Annotated in this window: 14 protein-coding genes and 1 tRNA gene; 11 read left to right on the top strand and 4 right to left on the bottom strand. The window is 35.2% G+C overall.

The features are described 5' to 3' along the window. Positions 1-107 precede the first annotated feature (107 nt). Positions 108-179, top strand: a tRNA-Gln gene (locus AC13CQ_RS16800). 62 nt (positions 180-241) lie between these two features. On the opposite strand, the gene AC13CQ_RS16805 is transcribed toward AC13CQ_RS16800, so the two are convergent. From AC13CQ_RS16805 to AC13CQ_RS16815, 3 genes are all read right to left on the bottom strand, one after another. After that, entirely contained in the window at positions 242-535 is a 294-nt protein-coding gene (locus tag AC13CQ_RS16805) for a type II toxin-antitoxin system RelE/ParE family toxin (RefSeq protein WP_008611818.1), read from the bottom strand. Continuing rightward, positions 528-773 carry a hypothetical protein gene (locus AC13CQ_RS16810; RefSeq protein ID WP_456868179.1) on the bottom strand — a complete coding sequence of 82 codons (246 nt, stop codon included), beginning with the start codon at positions 771-773 and terminating at the stop codon, positions 528-530. Before AC13CQ_RS16810 ends, AC13CQ_RS16805 begins: the two co-directional genes overlap by 8 nt. A gap of 104 nt (positions 774-877) precedes the next feature. Beyond that, the gene (locus AC13CQ_RS16815) at positions 878-3,310 is read right to left on the bottom strand and encodes a S9 family peptidase (protein ID WP_456868180.1); all 2,433 of its coding nucleotides are present in this window, start codon (positions 3,308-3,310) and stop codon (positions 878-880) included. Between the two features lie 534 nt (positions 3,311-3,844). Between AC13CQ_RS16815 and rimP the strand changes: the two genes are divergently transcribed. The 3 genes from rimP (at position 3,845) to infB (ending at position 8,659) form a co-directional block, all read left to right on the top strand. Further along, entirely contained in the window at positions 3,845-4,306 is a 462-nt protein-coding gene (rimP, locus tag AC13CQ_RS16820) for a ribosome assembly cofactor RimP (protein ID WP_008611825.1), read from the top strand. A 13-nt stretch (positions 4,307-4,319) separates the two neighbouring features. Continuing rightward, positions 4,320-5,552: a transcription termination factor NusA gene (gene nusA, locus AC13CQ_RS16825; protein WP_337901749.1), complete on the top strand. Its 1,233-nt coding sequence runs from the start codon at positions 4,320-4,322 to the stop codon at positions 5,550-5,552. A 149-nt stretch (positions 5,553-5,701) separates the two neighbouring features. Beyond that, on the top strand, positions 5,702-8,659 hold the full coding sequence (gene infB, locus AC13CQ_RS16830; protein WP_456868181.1) for a translation initiation factor IF-2: 2,958 nt from the start codon (positions 5,702-5,704) through the stop codon (positions 8,657-8,659). A 69-nt stretch (positions 8,660-8,728) separates the two neighbouring features. Here the strand turns inward: infB and AC13CQ_RS16835 are convergent, their stop codons facing one another. After that, positions 8,729-9,133: an SPOR domain-containing protein gene (locus tag AC13CQ_RS16835; RefSeq protein ID WP_008611828.1), complete on the bottom strand. Its 405-nt coding sequence runs from the start codon at positions 9,131-9,133 to the stop codon at positions 8,729-8,731. 212 nt (positions 9,134-9,345) lie between these two features. Here AC13CQ_RS16835 and AC13CQ_RS16840 point away from each other — a divergent pair, with 212 nt between their 5' ends. From AC13CQ_RS16840 to AC13CQ_RS16870, 7 genes are all read left to right on the top strand, one after another. Further along, positions 9,346-10,632 carry a c-type cytochrome gene (locus tag AC13CQ_RS16840; protein WP_474506914.1) on the top strand — a complete coding sequence of 429 codons (1,287 nt, stop codon included), beginning with the start codon at positions 9,346-9,348 and terminating at the stop codon, positions 10,630-10,632. Positions 10,633-10,718: 86 nt separating this feature from the next. Continuing rightward, positions 10,719-13,838, top strand: coding sequence for a TAT-variant-translocated molybdopterin oxidoreductase (locus tag AC13CQ_RS16845; protein ID WP_474506911.1), 3,120 nt, complete (start codon positions 10,719-10,721; stop codon positions 13,836-13,838). 35 nt (positions 13,839-13,873) lie between these two features. Further along, entirely contained in the window at positions 13,874-15,358 is a 1,485-nt protein-coding gene (nrfD, locus tag AC13CQ_RS16850) for an NrfD/PsrC family molybdoenzyme membrane anchor subunit (RefSeq protein ID WP_008611831.1), read from the top strand. A 4-nt stretch (positions 15,359-15,362) separates the two neighbouring features. Then, complete coding sequence (locus AC13CQ_RS16855) at positions 15,363-15,887, top strand: DUF3341 domain-containing protein (protein WP_008611832.1); 525 nt, start codon at positions 15,363-15,365, stop codon at positions 15,885-15,887. A gap of 9 nt (positions 15,888-15,896) precedes the next feature. Then, positions 15,897-16,487, top strand: a complete 591-nt coding sequence (locus AC13CQ_RS16860; protein ID WP_335587168.1) for a c-type cytochrome — start codon at positions 15,897-15,899, stop codon at positions 16,485-16,487. A gap of 34 nt (positions 16,488-16,521) precedes the next feature. Then, the gene (locus AC13CQ_RS16865; RefSeq protein WP_040879551.1) at positions 16,522-17,895 is read left to right on the top strand and encodes a quinol:cytochrome C oxidoreductase; all 1,374 of its coding nucleotides are present in this window, start codon (positions 16,522-16,524) and stop codon (positions 17,893-17,895) included. Between the two features lie 32 nt (positions 17,896-17,927). Continuing rightward, complete coding sequence (locus AC13CQ_RS16870) at positions 17,928-18,992, top strand: cytochrome c oxidase subunit II (protein ID WP_008611838.1); 1,065 nt, start codon at positions 17,928-17,930, stop codon at positions 18,990-18,992. Positions 18,993-19,027: the final 35 nt, after the last annotated feature.

The raw sequence follows: 19,027 nt of genomic DNA on the forward strand, positions 1-19,027 counted from the left end.
CAGTTTTAAATGATTTAAAAATTATTTAAAAAAATGTTTGCGCATATCAAAGTTTGTCTTAAATTTGCACCTGCTTTTACGGATGAGAGTTCAATAAGCAGGTTTAATGGCCTATGGTGTAATTGGCAACACAGCTGGTTTTGGTCCAGTCGTTCTAGGTTCGAGTCCTAGTAGGCCAACAAAAAAATCCCGATGAAAATCGGGATTTTTTGTTTTTAATAGGTTCGAAAAGAGTTGTGAGCTATTTAGGTTTTTTGTTTGGGTTTTTTCTTGTGGGGAATGTGCGATATATTTTTACAATGTTGTTGTCTATCCTATATACTAAAACGAAAGGGTATTTTTTTAAAGGAACTTGTCTAAAATCTTTATAGGTAATCTTAAATTGTAAGGGATTGACCTCTAAGTAGTCAATAGTTTTTTTTATTTCTAAAAGAAAGTTGTTGGCTAAGGTCTCAGAAATTTTTTTGTACCAGTCATAAGAGTCAGCAATATCTATCTTTGCGCCATCCTCAAATAGGACAGTAAATCTAGACATTATCAGGATTCCTTACATAAGATTCAATTTCTGACCAAGAATGAAACCTAGATTCTCCTTTATCTTCTTTTGCTAAAGCTTTATCTAAATTAGCCTTTTGTTGTTTGGTAAATTCATGTTCTTTTTTATCAAACCATTCTTCAGGAAGTAAATTAAGGAGCTTTATCTTTTCTTTGTTAGATAATTCTTTTAGCGCTTGGGCTAATTGTTCTACTGTTAAATTTGAAGTTGTTGCCATAAGTCAAAGATAATTACATTATTGTAAGTTTTTTTAAAAATGTTTAGAGACAAAAAAAATCCCGATGAAAAATCGGGATTTTTTGTTTTTATCTACTTCTTAGTTTATTTGCTGTCTTCAGAAATTTCTTTCTTATTTTTTACATAAGTATCAAGCCATTGGTCTTGTTCCCAAATAACATGTAAAATACTTTCTTTGGCTCTGTATCCATGACTTTCTTTTGGAAGCATTACAAGTCTTACGGTAGCGCCTAGTCCTTTTAAGGCGTTAAAATAACGCTCGCTTTGCATAGGGTAGGTTCCAGAATTATTATCAGCTTCCCCATGAATTAAAAGGAGAGGGTTATTCATTTTTTCGGCATGCATAAACGGAGACATTGTGTTGTAAACTTCTGGAGCTTCCCAGTAACTTCTTTCTTCACTCTGAAATCCAAATGGAGTTAGGGTTCTGTTGTAGGCGCCACTTCTAGCAATTCCTGCTGCGAATAAATCGGAATGAGAAAGTAAATTGGCAACCATAAAAGCACCATAACTATGTCCGCCAACGGCTACCCGATTTCTGTCGATATATCCTAAATTATCCACCGCATCAATAGCTGCTTTGGCATTTTCCACTAATTGTTTTCTAAATGTATCATTTGGTTGTTCGTTATTCTCTCCAATAATAGGGAAGGATGCATCGTCTAAAACAACATATCCTTTGGTAACCCAAAATATTGGTGATGAATACGAAAGGTAAGTAAACTCATTAGGGTTTTGTGTGTTTTGAGATGCACTGTTTTTGTCTTTGTATTCTCTTGGATATGCCCATAAAATCATTGGCATTTTCTCCTTTTTATTCGTGTCGTAACCAACGGGAAGGTATAATGTTCCAGAAAGTTCTAATCCGTCATCTCTTTTGTAACTAATAACTTCTTTGTGGATGTCTTTTATGCTTGCAAAAGGGTTGTCGAAAAAGGTGAGCTGTTGAGGTCCTTTTCTTAGTTTAATATGTTTGTAAAAATAATTTGGATATTCGCTAGGAGACTCAACTCTTGTTAATAATAGGTCTTTTTCTGGGTTGTAATCTAGAAGATTTTCTTTTTTGCCTTCTAAATTAGAAGTGTATAAAGTTTCTTTCTCAAGGTTTTTAAAATTGATTTTATCTACAAATGGATGTTGTCCTTCATTAGAAAAACCATCACCTATTAAATAACCATTATTATTTTCATCTATAAATAAAACTCTTTCTTGATTTTCATTTTCATGAGTTACAAAATTTCCAGGATCGCTATAAACGTCTTGGTAATTTCTATCTGAAATTATTTGAGGAGTTTTTGAAGTATTTTCTGGGTTAAAGAGGTAGGTTTTTGTGTTTCTATTATTCCACCATCTATCATAAGCAATAGCTGTTGTTTTATTTCCCCATAAAATCCCACTGAATCTATTTTTTGTTTTTAAGATGCTTGTTCCTTTTCCTTCAAAAGGAGCTTCAAGTAAGAAAACTTCATCTCTGTATTCAACTTTATTTTCAGGGTCTCCACCATCCAATGCTTCCACATATACTAATGTAGCAGGTTTGTCTTTCCTCCAAGATAAATCTCTTCTTCCTTCTTCCGTAGCCATAAAACCTTTTGGTAATTCTTCTAAAAGAGGAGCGTTAAGAACTTCGTTTACTAAAGAGTTGTCTTTTTTGTAAATAGTTGTAGTTGAAGGGAATCTGTAGTAAGGAACAATGTAAGAAAATGGTTTTTTAACAGTGGTAACCATTACATATTCTCCGTTTGGCGAAAAGCTAATGCTGCGGTACATATTGCTTTCTTTCCATTTTGTAGTTGTTCCGTCTAATGAAATTTTATAAAGTTCTGACAGGGCAAGTTGCTCAAAATTAAACTCATCGTTAGGATTGCTCAGAAGGTCTTGATAGGTTCTGTTTTGAGCTTTCTTTCCGTTGTTGGTAGAAATAGTTGGGCCTGTAGGAATACTTTCTGCTTGATTAATTAATTCCTTGCGAGTATTCGGAATCATTTTTACTAATAATGACTTGCTGTCTTTAAACCAATTTATTACGTCGCCTAAGTTAGCATTCACAGTAGCTTCTGTAAGTTTTTTAGCCTCTTTAGTTTCTAGATCGATTACCCAAAGTTCTACACCCTTTTTGACAGTATTGGTAAAAGCAATTTTTGATTCATCTGGCGACCATTTGTAATTAGAAAGGCGTAATTTCTCTGGAAGGTTTTTAATTTCAGAAGCTTCCTTTTCGTTAGGGTTTTTAACAGTTATTTTATTGTAATAGGTAGTTCTGCTTCCAATATTTGTAGTTGGATTGATACGTAAACCTCCTAAGCGTAATTCAGGTTCAGAGAGTTCTTCAATGCTTTTATAACGATTGCTATAAAGCATAATCATAAATTCTCCATTATTGCTTATTCTTACGCTTGGTGCTAGTTGCACGTCTGCTAATTCTAAAATCTCCGATGGAGGTTTTTGATAAGTTAGTTTCTCTTGCGCAAAAGCTAGTCCTGTTACAAGAAATAGAAGGTGAAAGATTTTTTTCATCTAAAAAAAATTTGAATTTGTTATAAGTTTCGTTAAAAATATGATTAATGAATGGTTATAGCAAGTTGGAATTAAGTTTGTTTAAAATGCTTTTTTTATCATTAATGTCCGAGGGATAATACAAGACCGCTTGGCTATAAGAAAAAAGAGCAAAGACTGAATTTTAACTATCATAAAATAAGTAGTTTAAAGAAACAACATTATCAAAAACCCTCTTTTCGTTTATTTTACTAATAGCAAGGGATCTTATTTTAAAAACATCATTTAAACCTTGATATAAGTGGAATCCAATAAATTCCGTTAACTTCTATCGGGCAACAATAATTTTTTATTAAAAAGGAGTTATAAATCTAGATTTGCTTTTGAGATTGAGGTTGAAGAAGGGAGGAATAAATTCATTTTTAGAAAGATATGCAGTATAAAGTTGGGTTTAGGTGTTTTTAGGTTTAAAAAAAATTGTATATTTGCACCGTTGAAAGTGAATAATCTATTTCAGAGGGGACATAAAGTCCCCTCTTTTTATACAAATATTAGATGTTGAAGGAAAAAGTAACAGCGCTTTTAAACGAATTTTTTGAAGAGAATAAATCGTTTTTTTTGGTTGATTTCTCATTAACTCCCGATAATAAAATCAAAATAATTGTTGATGGAGATAACGGAGTTACTTTGAAAGATTGTATTGCAGTAAGTAGGCAAGTAGAACATAATTTGGATAGAGAAGAACTCGATTTTTCTTTAGAGGTTACTTCCCCAGGAGCTACAGAGCCTATAATAAACAACAGGCAGTACAATAAGAATATAGGTAGAAAATTTCAAGTAAAAACTGCTGAAGATAAATTTGAAGGAGAACTTACTGCTATTACAGAAAGTGGCATTCAGTTAAGTTGGAAAGCCCGAGAGCCTAAACCAGTTGGGAAAGGTAAAGTAACAGTAAAGTACGAGAAAGAGATCCCTTTTGCGGATATTGTGGAAGCTAAAGTGATGATAACATTTTAATTAAGGAATTGACATGGAGAATATTGCATTGATCGAATCATTTTCTGAGTTTAAAGACGATAAACTCATAGATCGTGTGACGTTAATGGCCATTTTAGAAGATGTATTTAGAAATGCGCTAAAGAAAAAATTTGGATCTGATGATAATTTTGATATTATTATCAATCCAGATAAAGGAGATTTAGAGATTTGGAGAAACCGAATTGTGGTTGCAGATGATGAAATAGAAGACGATAACCAAGAGATTTCATTAACAGAGGCTAGAAAAATCGAACCAGATTTTGAGGTTGGAGAGGATGTGTCAGAAGAAGTGAAGCTTATCGATTTGGGAAGAAGATCTATTCTTGCTTTAAGACAAAACTTAATTTCTAAAATACACGAGCACGATAATACAACCATTTATAAGCAATTTAAAGATCTTATAGGAGATATTTATACTGCGGAAGTGCATCATATTCGTCATAAAGCTGTTATTTTGTTAGATGATGAAGGAAATGAGATTATCCTTCCGAAGGATAAGCAAATCCCTTCAGACTTTTTCAGAAAAGGTGAAAATGTTAGAGGAATCATAGAAGGTGTTGAGTTGAAAGGAAACAAACCTATGATTGTAATGTCTAGAACGGCTCCTGAGTTCCTTGAGAAATTATTTGAACAAGAAATTCCAGAGGTTTTTGATGGCTTAATTACTGTTAAAAAAGTAGTTAGAATCCCTGGAGAGAAAGCAAAAGTTGCGGTAGATTCTTATGATGATAGAATAGATCCAGTTGGAGCTTGTGTTGGAATGAAAGGTTCTAGAATTCATGGAATTGTTCGTGAATTAGGAAATGAAAATATAGATGTTATTAACTTTACAAACAATCCACAGTTGTTTATTAGCAGAGCATTGAGCCCAGCTAAAGTAAGTTTAGTAACTTTGAATGATGAAACTATGCATGCCGAAGTGCTTTTAAAACCAGAAGAGGTTTCTAAAGCAATCGGAAAAGGTGGTTTTAATATTCGTTTAGCCGGACAATTAACCGGTTATGAAATTGATGTGCTTCGTGAAGGAGTAGAGGAAGATGTTGAGTTAACAGAATTCTCAGACGAAATAGAAGCATGGATAATTGACGAGTTTAGAAAAATTGGTCTTGATACTGCAAAAAGTGTGTTAGATCAGGATGTGGCTGATTTAATTAGAAGAACAGACCTTGAAGAAGAAACAATTATAGAAGTTGTTAGAGTTCTTAAGGAGGAATTTGAAGACTAATTTTATAGTATAAGTAGCCTTTGTATTTTTGTATAAAGGTATATTGAAGATAATAATAAGGATGTTTTTGGTGTAGCCGCTTTTGTAGCAACATTGTAAGCATTAAGCTCACCGAGTGAGTAAATAAAATTTAGGATAACAAATATTGTATGGCTGAAAGCGCAAAATTGAGGCTAAATAAAGTTTTAAGAGAGTTAAATATTTCATTGGACCGAGCGGTAGAATATCTATCGTCCAAAGGTCATGAAGTGGAGGCACGCCCTACCGCAAAAATTACCAATGAAGTATATAACGTGCTCTTAGACGAATTTCAAACAGATAGAAGCAAGAAAGTTGCCTCTAAAGAGGTTGGAGAAGAAAAGCGTAAAGAGAAAGAAGCGATTAGGCAGGAATTGGAAAAAGAGAATGAGCTAAAACGTCAGAAGCAAGAAGAACATGAAGTTGTGAAAGCAAAGGCGAATTTAGCAGGTCCAAAAACTGTTGGTAAAATCGATCTTGATGGAAAGAAAGAACAAGCTGCTCCAGAGAAACCGAAGGAAGAAGTTCAAGCCGAGAAAGTAGAAACGCCTCAGCCTGAAAAACAACCAGAGAAACCGAAGGAGGAAGTTAGTAAACCAGCGGAGTCTAAAGTTGAAGAAAATAAAAAGCTTGATAAAAAAGTAGAAGAGCCTAAAGCGGAGGTTGAAAAACCTGTTGAGGTTAAACCAACAGAAAGCAAGCCTGAACCTAAAAAGGAAACAGAGCCTGCTAAACCTAAGCAAGAAGTTCCTCAGCAAAAACCAAAACAAGAGCCAAAACAGGAATCTAAGCCAGAACCAAAACCAGTTCAAAAAGAACCTGTGGTTCCTAAGGAGACTAAAAAGGTTATTGTAGATGGGGAAGAGGTGGATTCTGAACAGGTTAAAACCAAGTACACAAAACTTTCTGGTCCAAATTTTACTGGGGAAAAAATAGATCTTTCTCAGTTTAATAAACCTAAAAAGAAAAAAGAAGATCCTAAAGCTGCTGATAAAAAAGGAGCTAAAGCTGCAGACGATAAAAAGAAACGTCGTCGTAGAATTAGTAAGGATAATAACAATAAAGGACCTAGACCAAATACAGGTGGAGGAAATAATGCAGGGGGTAACAGATTTTCTAAAGATAGAAATAATGCTCGTGGCAAAGGAAGAAGAAATACTGCTCCTGTTGAAAAGGTAGAGCCTACAGAAGAAGAAGTACAAAAACAAGTAAGAGAAACTCTTGAAAAACTTCAAGGGAAATCTAATAAATCAAAAGGTGCTAAATACCGTCGTGAGAAAAGAGATTTCCACAGACAAAAATCTGAGAAAGAATTAGCACAGCAGGAAGCAGAAAGCAAAGTGCTTAAAGTAACAGAATTTGTTACTGTAAGTGAAGTTGCAACTTTAATGGATGTTCCAGTTACTCAAATTATATCAGCATGTATGTCGCTTGGTATGATGGTAACAATGAATCAGCGTTTGGATGCGGAGACGCTATCTATTATTGCTGATGAATTTGGATATGAAGTTGAATTTATTACAACAGACATCGAAGAAGATGTTGAAGTGGTTCTAGATGCTCCTGAAGATTTAATACATAGAGCACCAATTGTTACGGTAATGGGTCACGTTGACCACGGTAAAACGTCTTTGTTGGATTATATCCGTGAAGAAAATGTTATTGCTGGAGAGAGTGGAGGTATTACACAGCATATTGGAGCGTATGGAGTTACATTAAAAGACGGTCAGAAAATAGCGTTCTTAGATACTCCTGGTCACGAAGCCTTTACGGCGATGCGTGCGAGAGGGGCTCAAGTAACCGATTTAGCAATTATTGTAATTGCTGCCGATGACAATGTGATGCCACAAACAAAAGAAGCTATTAGTCATGCGCAAGCAGCTGGAGTTCCTATTGTATTTGCAATTAATAAAGTGGATAAGCCAACGGCAAATCCAGATAAGATAAAAGAGAGTTTAGCTCAAATGAATCTTCTTGTAGAAGATTGGGGAGGTAAGATACAGTCTCAAGACATTTCTGCTAAAACAGGACAAGGTGTTCCAGAATTATTAGAAAAAGTATTGCTAGAGGCTGAAATATTAGAGCTTAAAGCAAATCCTAATAAAATAGCTAATGGTACCGTAGTGGAAGCATACCTAGATAAAGGTCGTGGTTATGTATCTACCGTATTAGTTCAGGCAGGAACATTAAAAATTGGAGATTATGTACTAGCGGGAACGCATAGTGGTAAGGTTAAGGCAATGCAAGATGAGCGTGGAAACGATATCAAGGTAGCTGGTCCTTCAACTCCAATTTCAATATTAGGTTTAGATGGAGCGCCGCAAGCTGGTGATAAGTTTAATGTTTATGAAGATGAACGTGAGGCAAAACAAATTGCTACTAAACGTACGCAGTTACAACGTGAGCAATCTGTAAGAACTCAACGTCATATTACTTTAGATGAAATTGGAAGACGTATTGCTTTAGGGGACTTTAAAGAGCTTAACATTATCCTTAAAGGAGATGTGGATGGTTCTGTTGAGGCACTAACCGATTCTTTCCAGAAATTATCTACAGAAGAAATACATATAAACATTATACATAAAGCTGTAGGTCCAATTACAGAGTCTGATGTATTGTTAGCTTCGGCTTCTGATGCAATTATCATCGGGTTTAATGTTAGGCCAATGGGTAATGCCCGTTCGGTTGCTGATAAAGAAGAAATCGATATCCGTACCTACTCAATTATCTATGATGCTATTAATGACCTTAAAGATGCTATGGAAGGTATGTTGTCTCCAGAGCTTAAAGAGGAAATTACTGGTACTGCAGAAATCCGTGAAACGTTCAAAATTTCTAAGGTTGGAACTATTGCAGGTTGTATGGTAACAGATGGTAAGGTTTATAGAAATTCTGGTATTAGATTAATACGTGACGGAGTTGTAGTGTATACTGGAGAATTGACTTCATTAAAACGCTTTAAAGACGATGTTAAAGAAGTTTCTAAAGGCTACGATTGTGGACTTCAAATCAAAAACTACAATGATATCCAAGTTGGAGATGTTGTAGAGAGTTTTAGAGAAGTTGAGGTTAAGAAGAAGTTGAAATAACATTCTATATATTCAATAAAAAAAGCGACTCTTAGAGTCGCTTTTTTTATGTCTAAAAGTTAATTTTTATTATGGTTGTAATAAAAATGCACTAGGATATTCGTTTTTAACTTGAATAAGATATCTGTCGGCTTCTAAACGTGTTCTAAATTTACCTACTCTTACTTTATAATTTGGAGTTTCAAATGCAATATCAGAAGTAATATCTTTAAATTCATTGCTAAAATTTCGCTTTGCTTTTTGTGCACCCTCTAAAGTTCCGTTGTAAATCTGAATTCTAAAACGTTTTTCATCATCAGTTTTATTCAGTTTTGTTTTGTAAGAAACCAGTTTTTCTATTTGAGCGTCTTGCTCAATAGTTACTTTTCCATCAGTTTTTGAAGTTTTAACATTTGTTTGTGCGTGACTTATTCCGCTAAAAATAAGGGCAAAAACGAGTGCCGCTACTTGTTTTTTATGTTCTAATAATCTCATAATGAATGCTATTTTATGCAAATGTAAATCTATTATTCTTTTTAAGTTTAATTTTTTTTATTTAGAATTGGTATAAATTATGTATTAACGCTTCTCTAACATTTCTAAAATCGAGACTATATCGTATTTTTGTGCTCGGATTAAAAAAACGGTTTATGACTTTTACAGTGTAAAAATCGTGCCAATTTATGATAGAAAATACATATTCTAATATGAAAAAGGTGATACACCCTAATTCAATTTCACGAATTTTAGGTATCGGATTAGCGATTCTGCTAGCATTTACGAGTTCTCTTTATGCTCAGGACGGAGGGGGAGACCCTGCGGCTGGGAAATCTTTATTTAACACTTATTGTGCGGCATGTCACCATCTTGATAGAAAGATGACAGGTCCTGCTTTGAGAGGTGTTGGAGATAAGCATGACAAAGAGTGGTTGCATGCTTGGATAAAAAATAGCCAAGCTTTAATTAAGTCTGGTGATGAAGAGGCGGTTAAGCTTTGGGATGAGTATCAGCCGTCTGTAATGACAGCTTTTCCTCAATTAAGCGAGGCAGATATAGATAATATCATTGCATATACTATGCAGCCTAAAGAAGAAAAACCTGCGCCAGCTGCTGGAGTTGTTGCTGCGGACGGAGGTAATGCGTCTTCTAATGGTGTAGGAAACGAAATTATATTAGGTGCGCTTATTTTAATATTTGGCGTGCTTGTGGTAATGCTTTTCTTAGTGAATAAAACACTTAGAAGAATTGCAGAAGCAAACGGTGTTGAGTATGCTGTGCCAGAAAAAAGACTTCCGTTATGGAAAGCTTTTGTTAAGAATCAATTTTTAGTATTGGTTTCTGTGGTTTTCTTGTTATTAGCTTCAGGGTATTTTGCTTATGGTTACATGATGCAAGTTGGAGTTGATCAAGGGTACCAACCAATTCAGCCAATTCACTTTTCGCATAGAATCCATGCTGGAGATAATGAGATCGACTGTAAGTACTGTCACTCTTCAGCTAGAACATCAAAAACATCTGGTATTCCTTCTTTGAATGTTTGTATGAACTGTCATAAAAGTATTCCAGAAGTTGCAGATGAAACTGGAACTGCGGAACATTCTAAAGAATTTTACGATAAAGAGATTGCTAAATTATACGATGCTGTAGGTTGGGATGTTGCTAACCAAGAGTATACAGGAGAAACTAAGCCAGTTAAATGGGTTCGTATTCATAATTTACCAGACTTTGCGTACTTTAACCATTCACAACACGTAACAGTGGGTAGAATTGCATGTCAAGAATGTCATGGTCCAATTCAGGAAATGGAAATTGTACATCAAGATGCGCCACTTACAATGGGATGGTGTATTAACTGTCACCGTAAGACTAATGTTAAAATGGAAGGGAATGAGTATTATACAAAAATACACGATGAGCTTTCTAAAAAATACGGTGTAGAAGAATTGACAGCGGCACAGCTAGGAGGAACCGAGTGTGCTAAATGTCACTATTAATTAAGTGATTTCTTAAAAGGAATTCAAAAACAAAAATCTAAGATAAGCCTGTTTAGGCAGGTTGATTTAAAATAGTTATATATAACATGGCATCAAACAAAAAATACTGGTCAAGTGTTGAGGAGCTAAATCCAAATAGCTCTATCGCTGAGACGCTTAAACAGAATGAGTTTGTTGAGGAAATCCCTAACGATGAATTTTTAGGAGATAAGGATTCATTGGGTTCTTCGTCTACCAGTAGACGTGATTTTCTTAAATATGTTGGATTTACTACAGCTGCTGCTTCTTTAGCAGCCTGTGAGGGTCCAGTTACTAAATCTATACCTTACGTAGTGCAGCCAGAGAACATTGTTCCAGGAGTTGCAAACTACTATGCAACTACTATTGCAGATGGGTATGATTTTGCTAGCATATTGATTAAAACTCGTGAAGGTAGACCAATTAAGATTGAAAGCAATACCGACGCTAAGGTAAATGGAGGAGCTAATGCTAGAGTTCATGCGTCTGTTTTAGGATTATACGATAGCATGCGTGTACAAGGTCCTAAGGCTAAAGGTGAGTATATTTCTTGGGATGATCTTGATACAAATGTAGCAAGCGGACTTAACGCAGCGAAAGCTAGTGGAAAGCAGATTGTATTGTTAACGCAAACTTTTGCAAGTCCTTCAGTAAAAAATATTATTGCTGAATTTTCTCAGAAGTATGGAAACGTAAAACATATTCAGTACGATGCCATTTCTGAAGATGCAGCCTTGAATGCTTTTGAAGCTTCTTATGGGGTGCGTGCTTTAGCAGATTACGATTTTTCTAAAGCTGAAGTAATTGTTTCTTTTGGAGCTGATTTCTTAGGAGATTGGCAAGGTGGTGGATTTGATTCTGACTACGCAAAAGGACGTATTCCTTCTCACGGTAAAATGTCTAGACATATCCAGTTTGAATCAAATATGAGTTTGACTGGAGCGAATGCAGATAAAAGAGTTCCTTTAACGCCAACACAGCAAAAAGTAGCTTTAGCTAAATTCTATGGTTTCTTAAACGGAAAATCTGTTGGAGGAGAACTTCCAGCTAAAATAGAAGAAGCTGTTAAGAATGCGGCTGCGCAAGTTGCTAGAGCAGGTAAAAATGCAGTTGTTGTAACTGGAATTAACGATATAGATGCACAAAAAGTTGTTTTGTCTATTAACAAATCAATCGGAAGTGTAGTAATGGATGCAGATGCGCCAAGAATGACGCGTCAAGGAAATGCAAAACAAGTAGCCGCTTTAGTAGAAGATATGAAAGCTGGTAAAGTTGGTGCTTTGATTATGAGCGGTGTTAATCCGCTTTATACGTTGCCAAATGCTTCAGAATTTGAAGCTGGATTGGCGAGCGTAGGTCTTTCCGTAGCATTCTCTTTAAAAGAAGATGAAACCTCTACAAAAGCAGGATATATTGCTGCCGAACCTCATTACTTAGAATCTTGGGGAGATGTAGAGATGAAAAAAGGTCATTATAGCCTAATGCAGCCAACAATTCGTCCTATATTTAATACAAGACAATTTCAAGAGTCTTTATTGAAATGGGCTGGAAATGATGTTAGCTATCATGATTATATAAAACAAACATGGGAATCTACTGTTCTTGGAGGTTCTTCATGGAATACTGCATTACACGATGGTGTATTTGTTGGAAATGGAAATGTAACTGTTGAAACAGATGAAGATGCGGTTCCATTTGCAGTTTCAAATGAAGATACTGAGCCAGTAAATGCTGAAGCAACTGTAGCTTCTGTCTCTTCTTCAGTAAATAAATTAGCTGGAGCTACTGCTAATGGAATGGAGATAACACTCTATTCTAAAACAGGAATGGGAGATGGTCGTCAAGCAAACAATCCTTGGTTGCAAGAATTGCCAGATCCAATTACTAGAAATACTTGGGATAACTACCTTACTATTTCTATGGCAGATGCTGAGGCTTTAGATCTTGAAAACTATACAGTTTCTAATGGAGCGCTAAATGGAGACTATGTAAAAGTTACTGTTGGTGGTGTTACTCTTGATAAAGTTCCTGCTTTAATTCAGCCAGGACAAGCTAAAGGAACTGTAGGTCTTTCTTTTGGTTATGGTAAAACATTAGGAGTTAAAGAAGAGATGAAAACTGGAGTAAATGCATATCCGCTTTACTTAGGTTTTAATAATACACAAGAAGTTAAGTTAGAGAAAGTTTCTGGTACGCATGAATTTGCATCTGTGCAAATGAAAAGTACTATGGACGGAAGAGGAGATATTTTAAGAGAAACCTCTTTAGAGATTTTCAATACTAAAGATTCTCACGATTGGAATCCTCAACCAGAGGTTTCTGTAAATCACCAAGAAGTATCAGCTGACGAAGCAGATATTTGGGCAGAGTTTGATTCTAGTATTGGGCATCATTTTAACTTGTCTATAGATTTAAATGCTTGTACTGGTTGTGGAGCATGTGTAATAGCATGTCATGCAGAAAACAACGTTCCTGTTGTAGGTAAAAGCGAAGTAAGAAAATATAGAGATATGCACTGGTTGCGTATTGATAGATATTATTCTTCTGAAGAAAGTTTTGAAGGAGATATGGATGTAGTTGAAGCTGCTCCAAATTCAATCAGCACATACCATCAGTTAGAACATCCTTCTGAGAATCCTCAGGTGGCTTTCCAACCAGTAATGTGTCAGCATTGTAACCACGCTCCTTGTGAAACTGTTTGTCCTGTTGCGGCAACGTCTCATGGAAAACAAGGTCAAAACCAAATGATATACAACCGTTGTGTAGGTACTCGTTATTGCGCAAATAACTGTCCATACAAAGTGCGTCGTTTCAACTGGTTCTTATATAGTCAAAACGATGAGTTTGATTTCTATATGAATGACGATCTTGGTAGAATGGTATTAAATCCAGATGTTACTGTAAGATCTCGAGGGGTAATGGAGAAATGTTCTATGTGTATTCAAATGACACAAAAAACAATTCTTGATGCTAAGAGAGACGGAAGACCGATTAAAGATGGTGAATTTAAAACCGCTTGTTCGGCAGCTTGTAGCAGTGGAGCAATTAAGTTTGGAGATGTTAATGATAAAGAAAGTGAAATCGTTGAATTGAAAGAAGATAAACGTATGTATCACTTACTTGGATTTAAAGGAACTAGACCTAATGTATTCTATCACACAAAAGTGAGAAATACAGAAGAAGCATAAAAAAAGAATTAACAAGAATAATTATATAAAGTATTATGGCGTCGCATTACGAAGCACCTATACGTGAACCTTTAGTAACGGGAGAAAAATCTTACCATGATGTTACTGTAGACGTTGCTGCTCCTGTTGAAGGAAGAGCGAATAAACAATGGTGGATTGTCTTTTCAATAGCTTTAGTTGCCTTCCTTTGGGGATTAGGCTGTATTATCTATACTGTATCAACTGGTATTGGTGTATGGGGATTAAATAAAACCGTAGGATGGGCCTGGGATATTACCAACTTTGTATGGTGGGTAGGTATCGGTCACGCAGGAACACTTATTTCGGCAGTATTATTATTATTCCGTCAAAAGTGGAGAATGGCCGTTAACAGATCTGCAGAGGCAATGACAATCTTCTCGGTTGTTCAAGCAGGTTTGTTTCCAATTATCCACATGGGGAGACCATGGTTAGCATATTGGGTACTTCCTATTCCTAATCAATTTGGATCCTTATGGGTTAACTTTAACTCACCATTACTTTGGGATGTATTTGCAATTTCTACGTATTTATCAGTATCATTAGTGTTCTGGTGGACTGGTTTACTTCCAGATTTTGCAATGCTTCGAGATAGAGCAGTTAAGCCTTTTCAGAAAAAAATATATAGCCTTTTAAGTTTTGGATGGAGCGGAAGAGCAAAAGATTGGCAACGTTTTGAAGAAGTGTCTTTAGTGTTAGCAGGTTTAGCTACACCATTAGTACTTTCGGTTCACACCATTGTATCTTTTGACTTTGCTACGTCTGTAATACCAGGATGGCACAGTACTATTTATCCTCCATACTTTGTTGCAGGAGCAATTTTCTCTGGATTTGCAATGGTATTAACTTTACTTATTATAATGCGTAAAGTATCTAACCTAGAAGCATATATTACTAGAGGACATATTGAGTACATGAATAAGGTTATTTTGCTTACAGGAGGAATTGTAAGTGTTGCCTATATTACTGAGTTCTTTATTGCTTGGTATTCTGGTAGTAATTATGAAGATTATACGTATCTTTCTATAGGTGCAGCAACAGGGCCTTATTGGTGGGCATTCTGGGCGCTTATTATCTGTAACTTTATAGTGCCTCAAACATTGTGGATTAAAAAGTTAAGAAGAAATTATATGTGGTCTTTCATTGTTTCGATAGTTATTAATATAGGAATGTGGTTTGAGCGTTTTGATATTATTGTTATCAACTTAAGTAAAGGTCACTTACCATCATCTTGGACAATGTTCTCTCCTACTTTTGTAGACGTAGGTATATTTTTAGGAACCATCGGATTCTTCTTTGTATTATTCTTATTATATGCAAGAACATTCCCAGTTATTGCGCAAGCAGAGGTGAAAACTATTTTGAAATCTTCTGGAGAACGTTACAAACGTTTGCGTGAAGATGGAAATAGCTTAGTAGGTACTGGAGCCGATAGTAGAACTTCTGATATAGTTGGAACTACTAAAGAAAATTTAGATCAAGACACAAAAAATAATTCATAAGACTATGGCTTCGAAAGTTATACAAGCAATATATAATGATGACGACGTTTTGATGTTAGCCGTAAAACGTGTTAAAGAAGCGCATCATCATATTGAAGAAATATATACGCCATTTCCAGTTCACGGACTAGATAAGGCTATGGGATTAGCTCCAACTAGACTTGCAATTACTGCATTTATGTATGGTTGTGTTGGTTTAACAGTAGCTATTACGATGATGAATTTTATTATGATTGAAGACTGGCCTCAAAACATTGGTGGAAAACCAAGTTTTAGTTTTATTGAAAACATGCCAGCTTTCGTTCCAATTATGTTTGAGTTAACTGTATTTTTTGCAGCGCATTTAATGGTTATTACTTTTTATATGAGAAGTAGACTGTGGCCATTTAAAAAAGCAGAAAACCCAGACGTTAGAACCACAGACGACCATTTTTTAATGGAAGTGTCTTTGAATGATAATGAAGACGAGTTAACAAGACTCTTGGTAGATACAGGAGCAGTAGAAGTTAAAGTTTCAGAAAAGCATTAATAATTCGAAATGAGAGTTTTTGTAAAAATAGCGATTGTTTTAGGTGTTGTTACCTTAGTAGCATCATGTCAAAACACATCATCAAGGAATTACCAATACATGCCTAACATGTACGAATCTGTAGGATACGAAACCTACCAAGAAACAAGTGCATTTAGAAATGGTAAAGAAGGGCAGTTGCCTGTAGAAGGGACTATAGCTAGAGGGCATATGCCTTATGAGTATCCAAATACTTTAGATGGATATAATTTGGCAAAAGCAAATCTTCAAAATCCATTACCTTTTGAAGCCTATAGAAATGCTGATTCTACAGTTACAGAAGATTATTTAAAGAAAGGGGAAGACCTTTTTGATATCTACTGTGCCGTTTGTCATGGAACTAAAGGAAATGGAAAAGGTATTTTGGTTGATCGAGAAAAGATACTAGGGGTTCCTAGTTATGACGACGCAGGAAGAGCTATAACAGAAGGTAGTGTTTACCATGTAATTCGTTACGGATTAAATGCTATGGGGTCTTATGCAAATCAACTGAATGAAGAAGAGCGTTGGCAAGTTACAGAATATGTAATGACGCTTAAACACGACTTAGAGAATAAATAATTAAAATCAACTATCAAAAAGAAGATATCAAGATATGTATACGTTTTCAAATAAATTAAAGATGGCATCTATCATACTAATGATAGTTGGTATTCTTGGGATAGGATACGGTTTTATTAGTTCTCCTTCTACAGTAGAAGAGGCAAAAGCTATGGTGGCAGCAGATGCACACCATGGAGGAGCTGCTTCACATGGAGAAGAGTCGCATGAAGCTACAACTACTCATCATTCAGAAGCAAGTGAAGATGCTCACCATGAAGCTAGCGCTTCTCATGGAGACGAAGCAGCAGAACATGCTTCTCATGATGCTCACACTTTAAGTAAATTACAAAATCGCCCTTGGGCAGCTTTCTTAATAGCAGGATTTTTCTTTTTCATGATTGCTTTGGGAGCTTTAGTTTTCTATGCAATTCAGCATGTAGCACAAGTAGGTTGGTCTCCAGTACTTTTTAGAGTAATGGAAGGAATAAGTTCTTACTTGTTCCCAGGAGCAGTAATCCTTTATGTGTTTTATGTTTTAACTGCTGGTTTCCACATGAATCACCTTTATATATGGATGGATCCTAATGTAATGGCGCATGATGAAATCCTTCAATTAAAATCTGGATACCTAAACGTACCATTCTTCTTAATAAGATCTTTTATTTTCTTAGCAGGATGGGTGCTTTACAGACACTTTGTAATTAAGAACTCTTATGCTCAAGATGAAGCTAAGGATAATACATACTACAGAAAGAACTTTAAGTTATCTGTATTTTTCTTATTATTTTTCTTCGTAACTGAGTCTATCATGGCATGGGATTGGTTTATGGGATTAGAGCCACATTGGTACAGTACATTATTTGCATGGTATGTATTTGCAAGTATGTTTGTTTCTGCAATATCTGTTATTGCAATGATTACAATGTACTTAAAATCTAAAGGTGTTTTAGAGTTTGTAAACGATAGTCACTTACACGATTTGGCTAAGTTTATGTTTGGATTAAGTATTTTCTGGACTTACCTATGGTTTGGGCAGTTTATGCTAATCTGGTATGCTAATATTCCAGAAGAGGTAGGATACTTTATAACTAGAATTGAACATTATAATTTTATATTTTTCGGAATGTTATTGTTCAACTTTGTATTCCCATTCTTAGTACTTATGAATAGCGATTTCAAGCGTGTAAATTGGTTTGTTATGATAGCTGGAGTTAGTATTCTAGTGGGACACTATATGGATATCTTCCAAATTGTAATGCCATCTACGGTAGGTGAATTATGGAGCTTTGGAATACCAGAAATCGGAAGCATACTTTTCTTCTTAGGATTGTTTATTTTTGTTGTCTTTGGAGCATTGGCTAAAACCCCATCGTTCTTAGCAAAAAGAAACCCATTCGTTGAGGAAAGTAAACACTTTCACTATTAATTAAATTTTAAAAAGTAAACAGGATATATACGATGACTGCTTTATTAACTATAATTGTTCTTCTACTTGTTGCCATTGCCATCTGGCAAATGACTAAAATCTTTGAATTGTCGCAAGTCAATACAGATAATTCTCAGGTTGCTAATGATAAAGACAACAAGCTAAATGGGTATTTGATGTTTGGATTTCTAATCTTCATCTACCTTATTACCATCTATTCATTCTGGGCATGGGGCGATGTTCTTTTAGGAACACCAGCTTCTGAGCACGGACCAGAATACGATAGCTTGATGAACATTTCGATGGCATTAATTTTCTTTGTACAAATTGTAACTCAAGCATTATTGCATTGGTTTGCTTATAAATACAAAGGACAAAAAGGTAAGAAAGCATTATTTTATGCTGATAATGATAAACTAGAGTTTATCTGGACAATTATACCAGTTATTACTTTAGCAGGTTTAATTATCTACGGACTTTTTACTTGGACTAGTCTTATGGACATCGATCAAGAAGAAGGAGATCCTATCATTATTGAGCTTTATGCACAGCAGTTTAACTGGAAAGCACGTTACGCTGGAGAAGACAATGTTCTAGGTCAAGCAAATGTTCGTTTAATTGATATTAACAAAAACAATGTTATTGGTATTGATGAAGCAGATTCTTACGGACAAGATGATATTGTTTCTCAGTCAGAATTACATTTACCAGTAGGGAGAAAAATTATCTTTAAGATGCGTTCTCAAGATGTTTTACACTCTGCATACATGCCTCATTTTAGAGCGCAAATGAACTGTGTTCCAGGAATGATTACTCAATTCTCTTTTACTCCAACAGTAACAACAGAAGAAATGAGAATGGATCCAGATATGGTTCAAAAAGTTCAAAAAATTAATAAAATCAGAGCTGAAAGAAGAGCTAACGGTGATGATAATGCTGATGCTTGGGAATTTGACTACGTATTATTGTGTAACAAAATATGTGGATCTTCTCACTACAATATGCAAATGAAGATTGTAGTAGAATCTCAAGAAGATTTTGATGCTTGGTTAGAAGGTCAGGATACTTTTAAGCAAACAATCGCAAAGGCAGAGTAAAAAGCTATTAATTAAGTTTATAAAAATAAAGGAAA

Source organism: Galbibacter sp. L-19, assembly GCF_056857615.1.